Consider the following 14,766-nt stretch of genomic DNA (forward strand, 5'->3'; position numbering starts at 1 on the left):
ATGGCTGAGTACATCTACCAGATGGTCCGCGCCCGCAAGGCGGTAGGCGACAAGCTGATCCTCGACGACGTCACGATGGCGTTCCTGCCCGGAGCCAAGATCGGCATGGTCGGGCCGAACGGCGCCGGAAAGTCGACGATCCTGAAGATCATGGCCGGTCTCGACCAGCCGTCCAACGGCGAGGCGAAGCTGTCGCCCGGCTTCACCGTCGGCATCCTCATGCAGGAGCCCGAGCTCGACGAGTCGAAGACGGTGCTCGAGAACGTGCAGGAGGGCGTCGGCGAGATCAAGGCGAAGGTCGACCGCTTCAACGAGATCTCGGGGCTCATGGCCGATCCCGACGCGGACTTCGACACGCTGCTCGCCGAGATGGGCACCCTCCAGGAGGACATCGACGCCGCCGACGCGTGGGATCTCGACTCCCAGCTCGAGCAGGCGATGGACGCCCTGCGCACCCCTCCGGGCGAGGCGTCGGTCGCGAACCTCTCCGGCGGCGAGAAGCGCCGCGTCGCGCTGACGAAGCTCCTCCTGCAGAAGCCCGACCTGCTGCTGCTCGACGAGCCGACCAACCACCTCGACGCCGAGAGCGTGCTGTGGCTGGAGCAGCACCTGCAGAAGTACCCCGGCGCCGTCATCGCGATCACCCACGACCGGTACTTCCTCGACAACGTCGCGGAGTGGATCGCCGAGGTCGACCGCGGTCGTCTCATCGGCTACGAGGGCAACTACTCGACCTATCTGGAGAAGAAGTCCGAGCGCCTCGCCGTCCAGGGCCGCAAGGACGCCAAGCTCGCCAAGCGCCTCGCCGAGGAGCTCGAGTGGGTCCGCTCGAACGCGAAGGGCCGTCAGGCGAAGTCCAAGGCCCGTCTCGCGCGCTACGAGGAGATGGCGGCCGAGGCCGAGCGCACGCGCAAGCTCGACTTCGAGGAGATCCAGATCCCACCGGGGCCGCGCCTGGGCAGCATCGTCATCGAGGCCAAGAAGCTCCAGAAGGGCTTCGACGGGCGCTCGCTCATCGACGGCCTGAGCTTCAGCCTGCCGCCGAACGGCATCGTGGGCGTCATCGGCCCGAACGGCGTCGGCAAGACCACGCTGTTCAAGACCATCGTCGGGCTCGAGCCGCTCGACGGCGGCGACCTCAAGATCGGCGAGACCGTCAAGATCAGCTACGTCGACCAGAGCCGCGCCAACATCGACCCGCAGAAGACGCTGTGGGAGGTCGTCTCGGACGGCCTCGACATCATCACGGTCGGCAAGACCGAGATCCCGTCGCGGGCCTACGTCTCGAAGTTCGGCTTCAAGGGACCCGACCAGCAGAAGAAGGCCGGCGTGCTCTCCGGCGGCGAGCGAAACCGCCTCAACCTCGCGCTCACGCTCAAGGAGGGCGGCAACCTGCTGCTCCTCGACGAGCCGACCAACGACCTCGACGTCGAGACCCTGCAGTCGCTCGAGAACGCGCTGCTGGAGTTCCCCGGCTGCGCCGTCGTCATCACCCACGACCGCTGGTTCCTCGACCGCATCGCGACGCACATCCTCGCCTACGAGGGCACCGACGAGCAGCCCGACCAGTGGCACTGGTTCGAGGGCAACTTCGAGGCGTACGAGGCGAACAAGATCGAGCGGCTGGGCCCGGATGCCGCGAAGCCGCACCGCTCGACCTACCGGAAGCTCACGCGTGACTGACGAGGGACCGGACGCGGAGGCCGCCCCCGGCGGCCTTCGCGTGCACGTCCCGATCCACCTGCGGTGGGGCGACCTCGACGCGTTCAACCACGTGAACAACGTGGCGATGCTGAAGATCCTCGAGGAGGCGCGCGTCCGTGCGCTCTGGAAGGACGAGGGCGTCGACGCGTTCCCGACCGCCGTCATCTCGGTCGAGGGCACCGGGGGCGTCGGCACCCTCATCGCGCGGCAGGAGATCGAGTACCTCCGCCCGGTGCCCTACCAGCGCGAGCCGCTGGACGTCCAGCTCTGGTTCGGGCGCATGGGCGGGGCGAGCGTCGAGGTCTGCTACGAGGTGCACGGCCCGCGCGGGCTGGAGCCGGCGGAGCTGTACGTGCGCGCCGACGCGGTCTTCGTGCTCGTGAACCTCACGACCGGGCGCCCGGTGCGGCTGCCCGACGAGGTGCGTGCCGCGTGGACGCCGTACCTCGGCGAGCCGGTCGACTTCACGCACCGCCGCTGACGACGGGGCCGCGCGTCACGGCACGCGCACCATGACCTCTTGCGCGACGCTCGCGAGCAGCCGCCCGTCACGGTCGAAGATGCGGCCCGTCGACAGCCCGCGTCCGCCGCCCGCGCTCGGCGACTCCTGCACGTACAGCATCCACTCGTCGGGCCGGCCGTCGCGATGCCACCACATCGCATGGTCGAGGCTCGCGACCTTCAGGCCCGGCGTCGCCCACGGCGTGCCGTGCGCGCGCAGGATCGGCTCCTGGATCGTCATGTCGCTGAGATAGGCGAGCACCGCGCGGTGCAGCAGAGGGTCGTCGGGCAGACGCGTGCGCGTGCGCATCCACACCGCCTGCGCGGGCCGCGGCTCGCCGTCGACGCTCAGGTACAGGGGCGAGGGGATGTGCCGCAGCTCGGCCGGGCGGTCGGTGAACAGCCGCCGGAACATCGGATGGCTCTCCGGGATGTCGGGCACGGACTCGACGACGTCCTCGGGCGCGGGCACGTCGTCGGGCATGGCCGCGGCGTGCTCGAGGCCCTCGTCGTCGTCCTGGTACGACGCGATCATCGAGAAGATCGGCACGCCGTCCTGGAAGGCCTGCGTGCGGCGCCGCGAGAACGAGCGGCCGTCGTGGATGCGGTCGACGGCGAACGTGATGCCCAGCGAGTCGTCGCCGGGCCGCAGGAAGTAGCCGTGCATCGAGTGCGGACGGCGCCCCTCGGGCACCGTGCGGGTCGCGGCGACGAGCGACTGCGCCAGCACCTGGCCGCCGTACACGCGGCGGAACGGCATCCGCTGCGATCGTCCGGTGAAGATGTCCTCGGTGGTGCGGGCGTCGGAGTCGTCGAGGTCGAGCACCGCCAGCATGTCGGCCACCGCGAGGGCTCCGGGCGTGGAGGCGGGCTCTCTGTGCGTCACGGTTGGTAGTTTAGGTCGGATGCCGGAGCGACTCCTCTTCCCCGATCCCCGTGCCGCGGCCGACGTGCTCACGTTCGCCGGACGCGCCGCCCGCACCGGCGACGGCGCGCTGCGCCTGCAGGCGCAGGACGGCGTGCTCGCCCTCAGCGCGAGCCCGCTGAGCCCGCACGGGCTGCTCGATGCGACCCCGACGATCCTGGGCATGCGCGTCGTGCGCATCGACCCCGAGCTCGTGTGCGACCTGGTCGTGGATGCCACGCGCCTCACAGCGGCCGGCGAGCCGGGCGTGCTCGACCTGCCGGAGTCGGCCGTGACCGCGGCCTGGGCCGGCATCTCGCCGCCGCGCGTCGGCTGGGCCGCCGGCGAGCCGCTGGCGTCGACGACGCTGCGCGAGGTGGCCGATCGCGGCGTCGAGGACGTCGCACGCGCGGTGCCGACCGACGCCGGTGAGGATGCCGTGCGCGCGGTCCGCGCCGCCGTGTGGGGCGCGCCGTCGGCCGAGCTCGGCGACCTGCCCGCGGGCGTCGCCTTCGCGGCGCTGAGCCTCGGCTTCCTCGCCGCGCCGGAGTCCGTGGCGGTCCTCCGCTCCGGCCCGTGGACGCGGCTGACGCTCGCACGCGGGCACGTGCTGCTGAAGGGCCCGGCGCGCTCGGGACTGACCCCGGTGCGGCCGACCGGGCGCGCCGCCTGAGGCCCCGGCATCCCCGCACGCCTCCTCGCCACGGCCGCGCGGTCGTGCGAGGATGACGCGGTGACGGTGATCGGGAACGCGGTGTACGTCGACGGGCACCGGGCGGCGACGCCGAAGAGCCTCGACGAGACCTTCGAGACGCTCCGCTCGGCTCCGGGCGGCTTCGCGTGGATCGGGCTGTACCGCCCCGACGCCACCGAGCTCGACGTCGTGGCACGGGAGTTCGACCTGCACGATCTCGCCGTCGAAGACGCGGTGCGCGGCCACCAGCGCGCGAAGATCGACCGGTACGGCGACCACCGCTTCCTCGTGCTCCGGCCGGCACGCTACCTCGACGCCGAGGAGCGGGTCGAGTTCGGCGAGATCCACCTGTTCGTCGGCGACGACTTCGTCATCGCCGTGCGCCACGCCGAGTCGCCCGACATCGCGCGCGTGCGAGCGCGCCTCGAGCGCGATCCCGCCCTGCTGGCCCGCGGTCCGCTCGGCGTCTGCTACGCGATCCTCGATCAGGTCGTCGACGAGTACGAGCCGGTGGTCGCGGGGCTCGAGAACGACATCGACGAGATCGAGGACCAGCTGTTCAGCGGCGACGACGCGGTCGCGCGACGCATCTACGACCTCTCCGGCGAGGTGATGGACTTCCAGCGGGCGGTGCGCCCGCTCGTGGGCATGATCTCGATCATGCGGGCGGGCCTCGCGGAGGCCGCCGGGATGGATGCCGACGCGCCCGGCGACCCGGTCGCGCTCGAGCTGCGCCGCTCGCTGCGCGACGTGCTCGATCACGTCATCCGCGTGAACGAGAAGGTCGACGAGTTCCGCCAGACGCTGCAGAACGCCCTCACGGTGCACACGACCCTGGTCGCCCAGGTGCAGAACGAGAAGATGCAGCGGCTCACCGAGACGAGCCTGGCGCAGACCGAGCAGGCGAAGAAGATCTCCAGCTGGGCGGCCATCATCTTCGCGCCCTCGCTCATCACCGGCATCTACGGCATGAACTTCTCGAGCATGCCCGAGCTCGACTCGCCCTGGGGCTACCCGATCGCGCTGGGGGCGATGGGCGTCTTCGCGTTCGTGCTCTACCGCGTCTTCAAGGCGAAGAACTGGCTCTGACGCTCAGCCCGCCGCGGCGGCGCGTCCGGCGATGCGGCCGGAGAAGAGGCATCCGCCCAGGAACGTGCCCTCCAGCGACCGGTAGCCGTGCATGCCGCCGCCGCCGAAGCCGGCGGCCTCGCCCGCGGCGTAGAGCCCGGGCACGACCTCGCCGCCCGCACGCAGCACGCGCGCCGACAGGTCGGTCTCGAGGCCTCCGAGCGACTTGCGCGTCAGCACGTGCAGCTTCACCGCGATGAGCGGGCCCGCCTTCGGATCGAGGATGCGGTGCGGTGCGGCCGTCCGCACGAGCCGGTCGCCGCGATACGCGCGCGCCGACCGGAGCATCGCGATCTGGGCGTCCTTCGTGAACTCGTTCGCGATCTCGCGGTCGCGCGCCTCGACCTCGAGGCGCACGAGCTCGCCGTCGAGGGCGTCGCCGCCGGGCAGCTCCCGCATGCCCTCGACGAGCTCGTCGAGCGTCATCCGCACCACGAAGTCGGCGCCGCGGTCGAGGAACGCCTGCACCGGGGGAGCGGCTCCGCGGCCGAACCGCGAGGCGAGCAGCAGCGGCAGGTTCTTCTCGGTGAGGTCGGGGTTCTGCTCGCTGCCCGAGAGCGTGAACTCCTTCTCGACGATCTGCCGCGACAGCACGAACCACGAGTGGTCGTGTCCGGTGCCGCGGAGGTGTTCGAGCGTGCCGAGCGTGTCGAACCCCGGGAACAGCGGCACCGGCAGCCGTCGGCCGGTGGCGTCGAGCCACAGCGACGACGGACCGGGGAGGATACGGATGCCGTGGGCCGGCCACACCGGATCCCAGTTCTGGATGCCCTCGACGTAGTGCCACATGCGGTCGCCGTTGACGAGGTGGGCCCCGGCCCGCGCCGAGACCTCCTGCATGGAGCCGTCGACGTAGGCGGGCACGCCGCTCAGGAGGTCGCGCGGCGGCGTGCCGAGCCGCTCGGGCCACTGCGCACGCACGAGGTCGGGGTTGCCGCCGATGCCGCCGGACGACACGATCGTCGCTCCCGCGACGATCTCGAACGCGCCGACCTTCTCACGGCCCGTGGCGACGCCGCGCGGAGCGGCGGTGGGCGCGAGCACGTCGCCGGCGGCGCCGGTCACCGTGCCGTCGTGCATGAGGAGCGCGACCACGCGGTGGCGGGGGAGCACGGTGACGAGCCCCTCCGCCTCGCCCTGCTCGATCGTCGCCTGGAACGGGGCCACGAGGCCCGGTCCGGTGCCCCACGTCACGTGGAAGCGCGGCACCGAGTTGCCGGGACCGCGCGCCGAGTACCCGCCGCGCTCCGCCCAGCCCACGACCGGGAAGAACCCGACGCCCTTCTCGCGCAGCCACGCGCGCTTCTCGGCCTGCGCGAAGTGCAGGTACGCCTCCGCCCACCGGCGTGGCCAGAAGTCCTCCGGTCGGTCGAAGCCCGCCGTGCCGAACCAGTCCTGGCGGGCGAGCTCGGCCGAGTCGGCGATTCCCATGCGGCGCTGCTCGGGCGAGTCGACGAAGAACAGGCCGCCGAACGACCAGAACGCCTGACCGCCGAGGTTCGTGCGGGGCTCCTGGTCGACGATCACGACCCGACGTCCGGCGGCGACCGCCTCGGCCGCGGCGACGAGCCCGGCCAGGCCCCACCCGACCACGAGCACGTCGGCCTGATGGCGCTGCACCGTCATCCGCGCTCCCGCTCCGTGATCGTGCGCAGGGGAAGGGATGCCCCGGGCACCGGTCGCGCCGGGCCGGCCCCGGCGGGCTCGAACGTGTTCACCATCGCGTAGGCGGCGCGCTGCAGGTAGTCCCACATCGTCGCCTCGTGCAGCGGCGGCAGGGCGATCTCGTCGAGCGCGGCCCGCATGTGCGCGAGCCACCGGTCGCGCGCGACGGGGTCGATGTGGAACGCGGCGTGCCGCATCCGCAGCCGGGGATGCCCGCGGCGCTCGCCGTAGGTCGACGGGCCGCCCCAGTACTGCTCCAGGAACATGCGCAGGCGCTCGGCCGCGGGACCGAGGTCCTCCTCCGGGTACATCGCGCGGAGGGTCTCGTCGCCCGCGACGCCGCGGTAGAACGCGTCGACCAGGCGGACGAACGTGTCGTGGCCGCCGACCTCGTCGTAGAAGGTCAGGGGCGCGGCATCCGCGTCGCTCACGAGTCCTCGTCCTCCGCACCGTCCACCGAGCTCTGCGCGGGACGCGCCGGCGGCGTGACCGGCGTGGACGGCGTCGATCGCGCGGGCCGTGCGGATGCCGCCGAGCCGGGCACCGACGGCGACGCGCCGCGGGCGGGGTCGACCGGGGGCGGCGGCGGGAGGTGCACGGCGCCCGTGTGCGGCGCGGCGGGGTGGGCCTTGCTCCGCTTGCGGCCGCGCTTCTTGGGCTTCCAGACGACCCGGTCGGCCCCCTCGGGAAGCGGCGTGGGGCGCGTCTTGGGCGGGTTGGCGCCCCGCACGCGCTGTGCGCCCTCGAGGCCGCTCAGCATGATCGAGTTCAGCTGCGGGAGTGTCAGGCCGAGCTCGTCGATCGCGTTCTTCAGCCGCATGCGCAGCTCGCGCGCCACGTCGTCCTTGGCGCCCGCGCGGGTCTTCATCACGAGCCGGATGACGAGGGCGTCGCCCGAGACCGACTCCAGGCCCCAGATCTCGGGCTGCTCGAGGATGCGGCTGCGCCACTTCGCCTCCTCGGGAAGGCTGCGGGCGGCGGCGAGCATGGCCTCCTCGACCTCCTCGACGGGGGCGTCGGCGGGCACGGCGAGGTCGATGATGACGCGCGACCAGCCCATCGACATGTTGCCGATGCGCAGGATCTCGCCGTTGCGCACGTACCAGAGCGTGCCGTTCACGTCGCGGACGTGCGTGATGCGCACGCTCACGTACTCCACGACGCCGGTGGCCAGGCCCAGGTCGACGACGTCGCCGATGCCGACCTGATCCTCGGCGACGATGAAGATGCCGTTGAGCACGTCGCGCACGATGTTCTGCGCGCCGAAGCCGAGTCCGGCGCCGAGCGCGGCCGTCAGCAGCGTGAACGACCCGATGACGTCGGCGTTGATCGTGTAGACGATGAGGATCACGGCGATCACGACGATCGTGACGTTCGCGATGTTCTGCAGGATCGAGCCGAGCGTGCGGGTGCGCTGCACGACGCGCACCTGTGCGAGCGGAGACTGCTCCATCGCGCGCGTGTCGGCGACCTCGGCACGGCTCTTGGCGCCGAGCACGATGCGCTGCACCACCCGGCGGATCAGCAGTCTCAGCACCCACGACAGCAGGAACGCGCCGACGACGATCGAGACGACGGCCACGGTCTTCCAGCCGACCTCGATCAGGACGTCGAGCACCTGCTCCCAGAAGGTGAGCGGAGCGTCGGATGCCGCGGCGAGGATGTTCATCGCTCCCGATCTTAGGTCTGCGACCCTACGCGCGAGCTGTGTTCAGTCGATGTCGTCGGGATCGACCACGCCGTGCCGATGGGCGAGGATCACCGCCTGCACGCGGTCGCGCGCGCCGAGCTTGGCGAGGACGCGCCCGACGTGGGTCTTGACGGTCGACTCGCTGAGGAACAGCTCGTGCGCGATCTCGGCGTTGTTGCGGCCGCGGGCCATCGCGACGAACACGTCGCGCTCGCGCTCGGTGAGCGACGCGGTGAGCTCGGATGCCGCGGCCCGGCCCGCCGGGGCGTGCCCCATCCGCCGGATGAGCTCGCGCGTCACGCGCGGCGCGAGCACCGCGTCGCCGCGCTCGACCGCACGGACGGCGGCGACCAGGTCGTCGCGGCGGGCGTCCTTCAGGAGGAACCCGGAGGCGCCGGCATCCAGCGCGCCGAACGCGTAGTCGTCGAGGTCGAAGGTCGTCAGCACGAGCACGCGGGTCTGCGGGAGGGCGCGCACGATGCGAGCGGTGGCCTCGATGCCGTCCAGGCGCGGCATCCGCACGTCCATGAGCACGACGTCGGGCGCCAGCCGCGTCGCCTCCTCGACAGCCGCGAGGCCGTCGCCTGCCTCGCCGACGACCTCGACGTCGGGCTCGGCCTCGAGCACGAGGCGGAAGCCGATGCGGATGAGCTCCTGGTCGTCGACGAGCAGCACGCGGATCACGCGGCCTCACCGCCCTCGGGCTCCGCCGCGAACGGCAGGCGGGCGCGCAGCGCCCACGAGCCGTGCCCGCGCGGCCCGACCTCGAGGGTGCCGCCCACGTGCGCGACGCGTTCGCGCAGTCCCCGGATGCCGTAGCCGCCGGCGCGCACGGGACCGGTGACGCCGTCGTTGCTGATCGCGACGTGCACGGCATCCGGCTCGTAGACGATCGCGACGTCGATGCCGGTCGCGTGCGGGGCGTGGCGCATGGCGTTGGTGAGTCCCTCCTGGACGGTGCGGGTGAGGGCGAGCCGGACCGCCGCGGGCAGGTCCGCACCGCCGGTCGTGGCCAGCGTGACCGGGAAGCCGGCCGCGCGCGCGGCCGTGACGGCCTGGGCGATCGAGTCCTCGCCGAGCGAGGCGAGCGGCGCGCGCGGGGCGGCATCGTCGTCGTCGCTGCGGAGCACTCCCAGCATGGCGCGCATCTGGGTCAGGGCGCCGCGGCCGGTCTCGGCGATCTGCCCCGTGGCCGCACGCGCCCGATCCGGGTCGGGCGTCGCGGTCGCGCCCTCGGCGAGGGCGACCATGACGGTGAGGTTGTGCGCGACGATGTCGTGCATCTCGCGGGCGATGCGCGCCCGCTCGGCCGCCGCGGCCAGCTGCGCCTGCTGGTCGCGCTCGACGAGGAGCTGCCGGGAGCGGTCGATCACGGCCTCCAGGTAGCGCTTGCGGTTGCCGACGTTGACGCCGATCAGCGCGCCCACGAGGCTCGTGACCCCGGTGTCGAGCGCCGCGTTCATCACGGCTGGGAAGAGCACGGCGCCGAGCATCGCGGCCAGGAGGGCCACCGCCGACACCGCGCCGACGGCCACCCCGTAGCCGATCCAGCACGAGCGGTTCGACCGGTAGACGGCGAGCGAGTACACCGCCACCGCGAGGGCCGGGCTGAACGAGGTCACCGGCATGAAGACGAGCGCCACCTGGCCCGCGGTCGCGAGCGCGAAGGGCAGGAGCGGCAGCCGGCGGCGGACCAGTAGCGCCGCGCACGTCGCGACGACGAGCACCGTGATCCCCGCCGTGGCCGGCGCGGACGGCTGGACCATCGTGATGCCGGCGCCCACGGGATCGCCGTAGCGCACCGAGGCGGCGAGCGTGCCGGACGACATCGCGAGGCACAGCAGCGCGATGAGCGCGTCGGCCCAGCGCGGATGCCGCGCCCAGAACTGCCGGATGACGCCGGGCGGACGCGGCAGCAGCAGCTCCGCGTCCGCCGAAGGCGGAGCGGAGCTGCTGCGGGGGGCTCGAGGCACGGCTCGACTCTACGGCTACGCGTCGCGCGTGCGCAGGACCGTCCAGCCGGCGCCGAGGCCCACGATCACCCAGGCCACGAGGGCCAGGAGCGCCGGCAGGACGTCGTCGCCGCCGCCCGGGGCGGTGACGGCCGCCGCCGCGTTCATCGGCAGATAGCGCCCGAGGTCGACGATCCACTGCCACGACTCGCCGAACGCCGAGAAGATGCTCACGACGATCGGCGCGACGAACAGCACGCCCACCGTCGCGGCGATCGCGCCGGCGCCGTTGCGGATCAGGAAGCCGAAGCTCAGGCCGATGAGGGCGAACACCATCATCGACAGCACGCCGTACGCGAGCGGGATCGTCGACATCGCGGCATCCGACCAGTCGATCTGCTGCGTCAGGATGGGAGCGGTGAGCACGATCGCGACGGCGTAGCCGACGATCGTGGTGACGGCCAGGACCGCGGCGACGACGAGCGCCTTCGCCGCGAGCACGACGCCGCGACGCGGCTCGGCGGCCAGGGTGGAGCGGATCATGCCGGTCGAGTACTCGCCCGTGACCGCGATCGCGCCGAGGATCCCGGCGACGAGCATCGTGAACTGCATCGGCATGACGATGGCGGACACGGCCGGGAACCCGGCGCCGAAGTCGGCGCTCGCCGCCGCCATGAGCAGCGAGATGCCCACCGACAGGGCGACGGCGATGCCGAGCGACCACCAGGTGGAGCGGAGCGTCGCGAGCTTGATCCACTCGCTGCGGAGCACGCGACCGAAGCTCAGGCGGGCGGCGGGCGGCGCGACCATGGTCGCGCGCGCGGGGGCGGGGGCGGTGAGGGTGCTCATGAGATCTCCTTGGTCCTGTACTCCACGGCCTCTCCGGTGAGGGCCATGTACGCCTCTTCGAGCGACCCGGTCGAGGGGGTCAGCTCGTGCAGGGGGATGCCGCGGGACGCGGCGATGTCGCCGATGACGGGCGCCGCGACGCCCTCGATCCGCATCGTGTCGGCGGCGGTGGTGACGATCGTGACGTCGGGCGCGGTGAGCGCCTGGGCGAGCTCGGTCGCGCGCGGCGTGCGCACGACGACGCGGCTCGTGGTCCACGCGCGCACGATATCGCCGAGCGGCGCGTCGGCGAGCACCTTTCCGCGGCCGAGGACGATGAGGTGGTCGGCGGTCTGGGCCATCTCGCTCATGAGGTGGCTCGACAGCAGCACCGTGCGACCCGACGCCGCCTGGTGGCGGACGAACTGGCGCACCCATCGCACGCCCTCGGGGTCGAGGCCGTTGACGGGCTCGTCGAGGATGAGCGTGTGCGGGTCGCCGAGCAGGGCAGAGGCGATGCCGAGCCGCTGGCCCATGCCGAGCGAGAACTTGCCCGCCCGCTTGCCGGCGACCGACTCGATGCCGGTCAGCTCGATCACCTCGTCGACGCGGCTGCGCGGGATGCCGTGGGTCGCGGCCATCGCCCGCAGGTGGTTGCGCGCGGTGCGGCCGGTGTGCACCGCCTTGGCGTCCAGCAGCACGCCGACCTCGCTGAGAGGCGCCCGCATCCTGGCGTACTCGGTGCCGCCGACGGTCGCCCGGCCCGCGGTGGGGCGGTCGAGGCCGACGATCAGCCGCATGGTGGTGGACTTGCCGGCGCCGTTCGGGCCCAGGAATCCGGTCACCATGCCGGGGCGGACCGTGAACGACACGTCCGACACCGCGTTCTTGTCTCCGTACCTCTTCGTGAGGTTCTCTGCAACGATCATGGCTCCGACGCTACGGAGCCGCGATGTCGTCGCGCGTCCTCCCGGAGTCTCGAAGCGGCGCCGCCGCGTGGTACCCAGGTACCGCGTCGGAGAGCGGGCTACTCGGCGTCGCGCTCCTGCACCGCGAGGGCGCGCTCGACGCCGGCGAGGTTCTCGTGCACGAGACGGCGCAGCGCCGGCGGGGCGTCGACGTTCGCGGCGAGCCACGCGCGCGTCGCATCGCGCAGCGCGACATCGGCGAGGGGAGCGGGGAACAGGCCCACGATCAGGTAGTTCGCGATCTGGTAGGTGCGGTCGTCCCACACCGGCAGCAGCATGTCGAAGTAGTCGTCGACGAACTCGCGCAGGAGGTCGCGCGTCGCCGGGTGCACGAACCCGAGGGCCGCCGAGCGCACCACGGTGTTCGGCAGCTCGGCACGGTCGACGAGCGACGACCACGCGGCGCGCTTGGCCTCGCGCGTGGGGATGGCCGCCTTCGCCTGCGCGGCGAACTCGCCCCCCTTCGCGGTGTTGTCGGCCGCGAGCGCCTCGTCGATCTGCTCGGCGGTCGCGAGGCCCCCCGCGGCGAGCGAGACGAGCAGCGACCACGACAGGTCGGTGTCGATCTCGAGGCCCGGGAGCGTCAGCTCGCCCCCGCGCAGCGCCTGGATGGTCTCCCACTGCGCGCGCGTCGCGGCGGCCGCGGCGAACATCGTCACGAACTGCAGCTGGCTGTCGCTGCCGGCCTCGGCACCCTGCGCGAGGCTCCACAGCGCGTCCGCGACCCGCTCGCGGGTCGCGTCGCGCCGCTCCGGCGCCACGTACGAGTTCGCCACGAGCAGCAGCTGGCCGAGCGTCGTCCGGAGCGTCGTCGACTCCGTCTCGGCGCCGATGTTGCCGAGGACGAGGTCGACGTAGTCGGATGCCGCGGCCTCGCCGTCGCGCGTCTGGTCCCAGGCCGCGCCCCACACGAGCGAGCGCGCGAGCGGGTCGCTGATCTTGCCGAGGTGCGCGATCGCGGTCTGCAGCGACGTCTCGTCGAGGCGGATCTTCGCGTAGGCGAGGTCCTCGTCGTTGAGGAGCACCAGGTCGGGCCGCTGCAGGCCCTTCAGCTGCGGCACCTCGGTGAGGTCGCCGTCGACGTCGAGCTCGACGTGGTGGACGCGCACGAGCGCGTCGCCCCGCAGCGAGTAGAAGCCGACGCCGAGGCGGTGCGGCCGGATCGTGGGGTAGTCCGCGGGCGCGGTCTGCACGATCGCGAACCGCGTGATGGTGCCGGCGGCATCCGACCCGATCTCGGGAGACAGCGTGTTGACGCCGGCGGTCTCGAGCCACTTCTTCGACCACGTCGTCAGCTGCCGCCCGCTCGTGGCCTCGAGCTCGACGAGGAGGTCGCGCAGCTCGGTGTTCGACCACGCGTGCTTCTGGAAGTACGCCGAGACGCCGGCGAAGAACGCGTCGATGCCCACCCACGCGGCGAGCTGCTTGAGCACCGAGCCGCCCTTGGCGTAGGTGATGCCGTCGAAGTTGACCTGCACGTCCTCGAGGTCGTCGATCTCGGCGACCACCGGATGGGTCGAGGGCAGCTGGTCCTGCCGGTACGCCCAGGTCTTCTCCATCGCGTTGAACGTCGTCCACGCCTCGGTCCACTCGGTGGCCTCGGCGGTGGCGATGGTCGACGCCCACTCGGCGAACGACTCGTTGAGCCACAGGTCGTTCCACCAGCGCATCGTGACGAGGTCGCCGAACCACATGTGCGCGAGCTCGTGCAGGATCGTGACGACGCGGCGCTCCTTGACGGCATCCGTCACCTTGCTGCGGAAGACGTACGTCTCGGTGAAGGTGACCGCGCCCGCGTTCTCCATCGCGCCGGCGTTGAACTCCGGCACGAACAGCTGGTCGTACTTCATGAACGGATAGGGCACGCCGAACTTCGCCTCGTAATAGGCGAAGCCCTGACGGGTCTTCTCGAAGACGTAGTCGGCGTCGAGGTGCTGCCACAGGCTCTTGCGGCCGTAGACGCCGAGGGGGATGACGCGGCCCGAGGCGCTCGTCAGCTCCGAGAACGTCGCCTCGTACGGGCCCGCGATGAGCGCCGTGATGTACGACGAGATCGGCGGGGTCTGCTCGAAGCGCCACGTCGCGGTGCCGTCGCCGTGCCGCTTCGGCTCGGGCGTGGGGGAGTTGGAGACGACCTTCCACGGCTCGGGCGCGGTGACCGTGAACTGGAACGTCGCCTTCAGGTCGGGCTGCTCGAACACCGCGAACACGCGCCGCGAGTCGGGCACCTCGAACTGCGAGTAGAGGTAGACCTCGCCGTCGACGGGGTCGACGAAGCGGTGCAGGCCCTCGCCGGTGTTCGTGTAGAGGCAGTCCGCCTCGACGACCAGCTCGTTGTGCGCCTCGAGGCCCTCCAGGAGGATGCGCGAGTCGGCGAAGACGGCGGCCGGGTCGAGCGCGCGGCTGTTGAGGACGACCTCGTGCACGTCGCGCGCGATCAGGTCGATGAAGGTCGAGGCCCCCGGGGTCGCGGTGAAGCGCAGCACCGTGCGGGAGCGGAACACCTCGGGACCGGTGGTGAGGTCGAGGGCGATCTCGTACGAGATGACGGGCCCCGACGCGGATGCCGGGGCGATGACGGCGCGGCGCTCCTGCGCCTCGCTGCGGGTGAGGTTCTGTCCTGGCACTGGTGGCACTCCCGGGGATCGCGATTCGGCCATGACGCCGCTGGCGCCGACGACAACCCCCTTAGCCTATGTGCTTCCCCGCTCGCGACGGACGTGGCTGCGCGC

13 protein-coding genes are annotated in these 14,766 nt (G+C 72.1%); 4 read left to right on the plus strand and 9 right to left on the minus strand.

What is annotated here, in order from left to right:
- Window positions 1-1,683 carry an energy-dependent translational throttle protein EttA gene (gene ettA / locus WML84_RS06525; protein WP_347345334.1) on the plus strand — a complete coding sequence of 561 codons (1,683 nt, stop codon included), beginning with the start codon at window positions 1-3 and terminating at the stop codon, window positions 1,681-1,683.
- On the plus strand, window positions 1,676-2,185 hold the full coding sequence (locus WML84_RS06530) for a thioesterase family protein (RefSeq protein WP_347345335.1): 510 nt from the start codon (window positions 1,676-1,678) through the stop codon (window positions 2,183-2,185). The genes ettA and WML84_RS06530 overlap by 8 nt, the downstream gene beginning before the upstream one ends.
- Window positions 2,186-2,200: 15 nt before the next feature.
- Here the strand turns inward: WML84_RS06530 and WML84_RS06535 are convergent, their stop codons facing one another.
- A complete protein-coding gene (locus tag WML84_RS06535; protein WP_347345345.1) occupies window positions 2,201-3,040 on the minus strand; it encodes an acyl-CoA thioesterase II in 840 nt (279 codons plus the stop codon).
- Window positions 3,041-3,110: 70 nt separating this feature from the next.
- Between WML84_RS06535 and WML84_RS06540 the strand changes: the two genes are divergently transcribed.
- Both WML84_RS06540 and WML84_RS06545 read left to right on the plus strand, forming a co-directional pair.
- Complete coding sequence (locus WML84_RS06540) at window positions 3,111-3,782, plus strand: hypothetical protein (protein ID WP_347345336.1); 672 nt, start codon at window positions 3,111-3,113, stop codon at window positions 3,780-3,782.
- A 60-nt stretch (window positions 3,783-3,842) separates the two neighbouring features.
- Window positions 3,843-4,892: a magnesium and cobalt transport protein CorA gene (locus tag WML84_RS06545; RefSeq protein ID WP_347345337.1), complete on the plus strand. Its 1,050-nt coding sequence runs from the start codon at window positions 3,843-3,845 to the stop codon at window positions 4,890-4,892.
- A 3-nt stretch (window positions 4,893-4,895) separates the two neighbouring features.
- On the opposite strand, the gene WML84_RS06550 is transcribed toward WML84_RS06545, so the two are convergent.
- The 8 genes from WML84_RS06550 to pepN form a co-directional block, all read right to left on the minus strand.
- Entirely contained in the window at window positions 4,896-6,557 is a 1,662-nt protein-coding gene (locus WML84_RS06550) for an FAD-binding dehydrogenase (RefSeq protein ID WP_347345338.1), read from the minus strand.
- Window positions 6,554-7,027 carry a globin gene (locus WML84_RS06555; protein ID WP_347345339.1) on the minus strand — a complete coding sequence of 158 codons (474 nt, stop codon included), beginning with the start codon at window positions 7,025-7,027 and terminating at the stop codon, window positions 6,554-6,556. Before WML84_RS06555 ends, WML84_RS06550 begins: the two co-directional genes overlap by 4 nt.
- Window positions 7,024-8,265, minus strand: a complete 1,242-nt coding sequence (locus WML84_RS06560) for a mechanosensitive ion channel domain-containing protein (protein WP_347345340.1) — start codon at window positions 8,263-8,265, stop codon at window positions 7,024-7,026. The genes WML84_RS06555 and WML84_RS06560 overlap by 4 nt, the downstream gene beginning before the upstream one ends.
- Before the next feature lie 42 nt (window positions 8,266-8,307).
- The gene (locus tag WML84_RS06565; protein ID WP_347345346.1) at window positions 8,308-8,967 is read right to left on the minus strand and encodes a response regulator transcription factor; all 660 of its coding nucleotides are present in this window, start codon (window positions 8,965-8,967) and stop codon (window positions 8,308-8,310) included.
- On the minus strand, window positions 8,967-10,259 hold the full coding sequence (locus WML84_RS06570; RefSeq protein ID WP_347345341.1) for a histidine kinase: 1,293 nt from the start codon (window positions 10,257-10,259) through the stop codon (window positions 8,967-8,969). Before WML84_RS06570 ends, WML84_RS06565 begins: the two co-directional genes overlap by 1 nt.
- 15 nt (window positions 10,260-10,274) lie before the next feature.
- On the minus strand, window positions 10,275-11,087 hold the full coding sequence (locus tag WML84_RS06575) for an ABC transporter permease (RefSeq protein WP_347345342.1): 813 nt from the start codon (window positions 11,085-11,087) through the stop codon (window positions 10,275-10,277).
- A complete protein-coding gene (locus tag WML84_RS06580; RefSeq protein WP_347345343.1) occupies window positions 11,084-11,995 on the minus strand; it encodes an ATP-binding cassette domain-containing protein in 912 nt (303 codons plus the stop codon). Before WML84_RS06580 ends, WML84_RS06575 begins: the two co-directional genes overlap by 4 nt.
- Window positions 11,996-12,093: 98 nt before the next feature.
- Window positions 12,094-14,661, minus strand: coding sequence for an aminopeptidase N (gene pepN / locus WML84_RS06585; protein WP_347345344.1), 2,568 nt, complete (start codon window positions 14,659-14,661; stop codon window positions 12,094-12,096).
- Window positions 14,662-14,766: the final 105 nt, after the last annotated feature.

Source organism: Microbacterium sp. (assembly GCF_039812165.1).
GTDB lineage: Bacteria > Actinomycetota > Actinomycetes > Actinomycetales > Microbacteriaceae > Microbacterium.

Coding starts and splice junctions, on each gene's coding strand:
- ettA (WP_347345334.1), top strand. CDS start 1: ATGGCTGAGTACATCTACCAGATGGTCCGCGCCCGCAAGGCGGTAGGC.
- WML84_RS06535 (WP_347345345.1), bottom strand. CDS start 3,040: ATGCTGGCGGTGCTCGACCTCGACGACTCCGACGCCCGCACCACCGAG.
- WML84_RS06540 (WP_347345336.1), top strand. CDS start 3,111: ATGCCGGAGCGACTCCTCTTCCCCGATCCCCGTGCCGCGGCCGACGTG.
- WML84_RS06550 (WP_347345338.1), bottom strand. CDS start 6,557: ATGACGGTGCAGCGCCATCAGGCCGACGTGCTCGTGGTCGGGTGGGGC.
- WML84_RS06560 (WP_347345340.1), bottom strand. CDS start 8,265: ATGAACATCCTCGCCGCGGCATCCGACGCTCCGCTCACCTTCTGGGAG.
- WML84_RS06575 (WP_347345342.1), bottom strand. CDS start 11,087: ATGAGCACCCTCACCGCCCCCGCCCCCGCGCGCGCGACCATGGTCGCG.
- WML84_RS06580 (WP_347345343.1), bottom strand. CDS start 11,995: ATGATCGTTGCAGAGAACCTCACGAAGAGGTACGGAGACAAGAACGCG.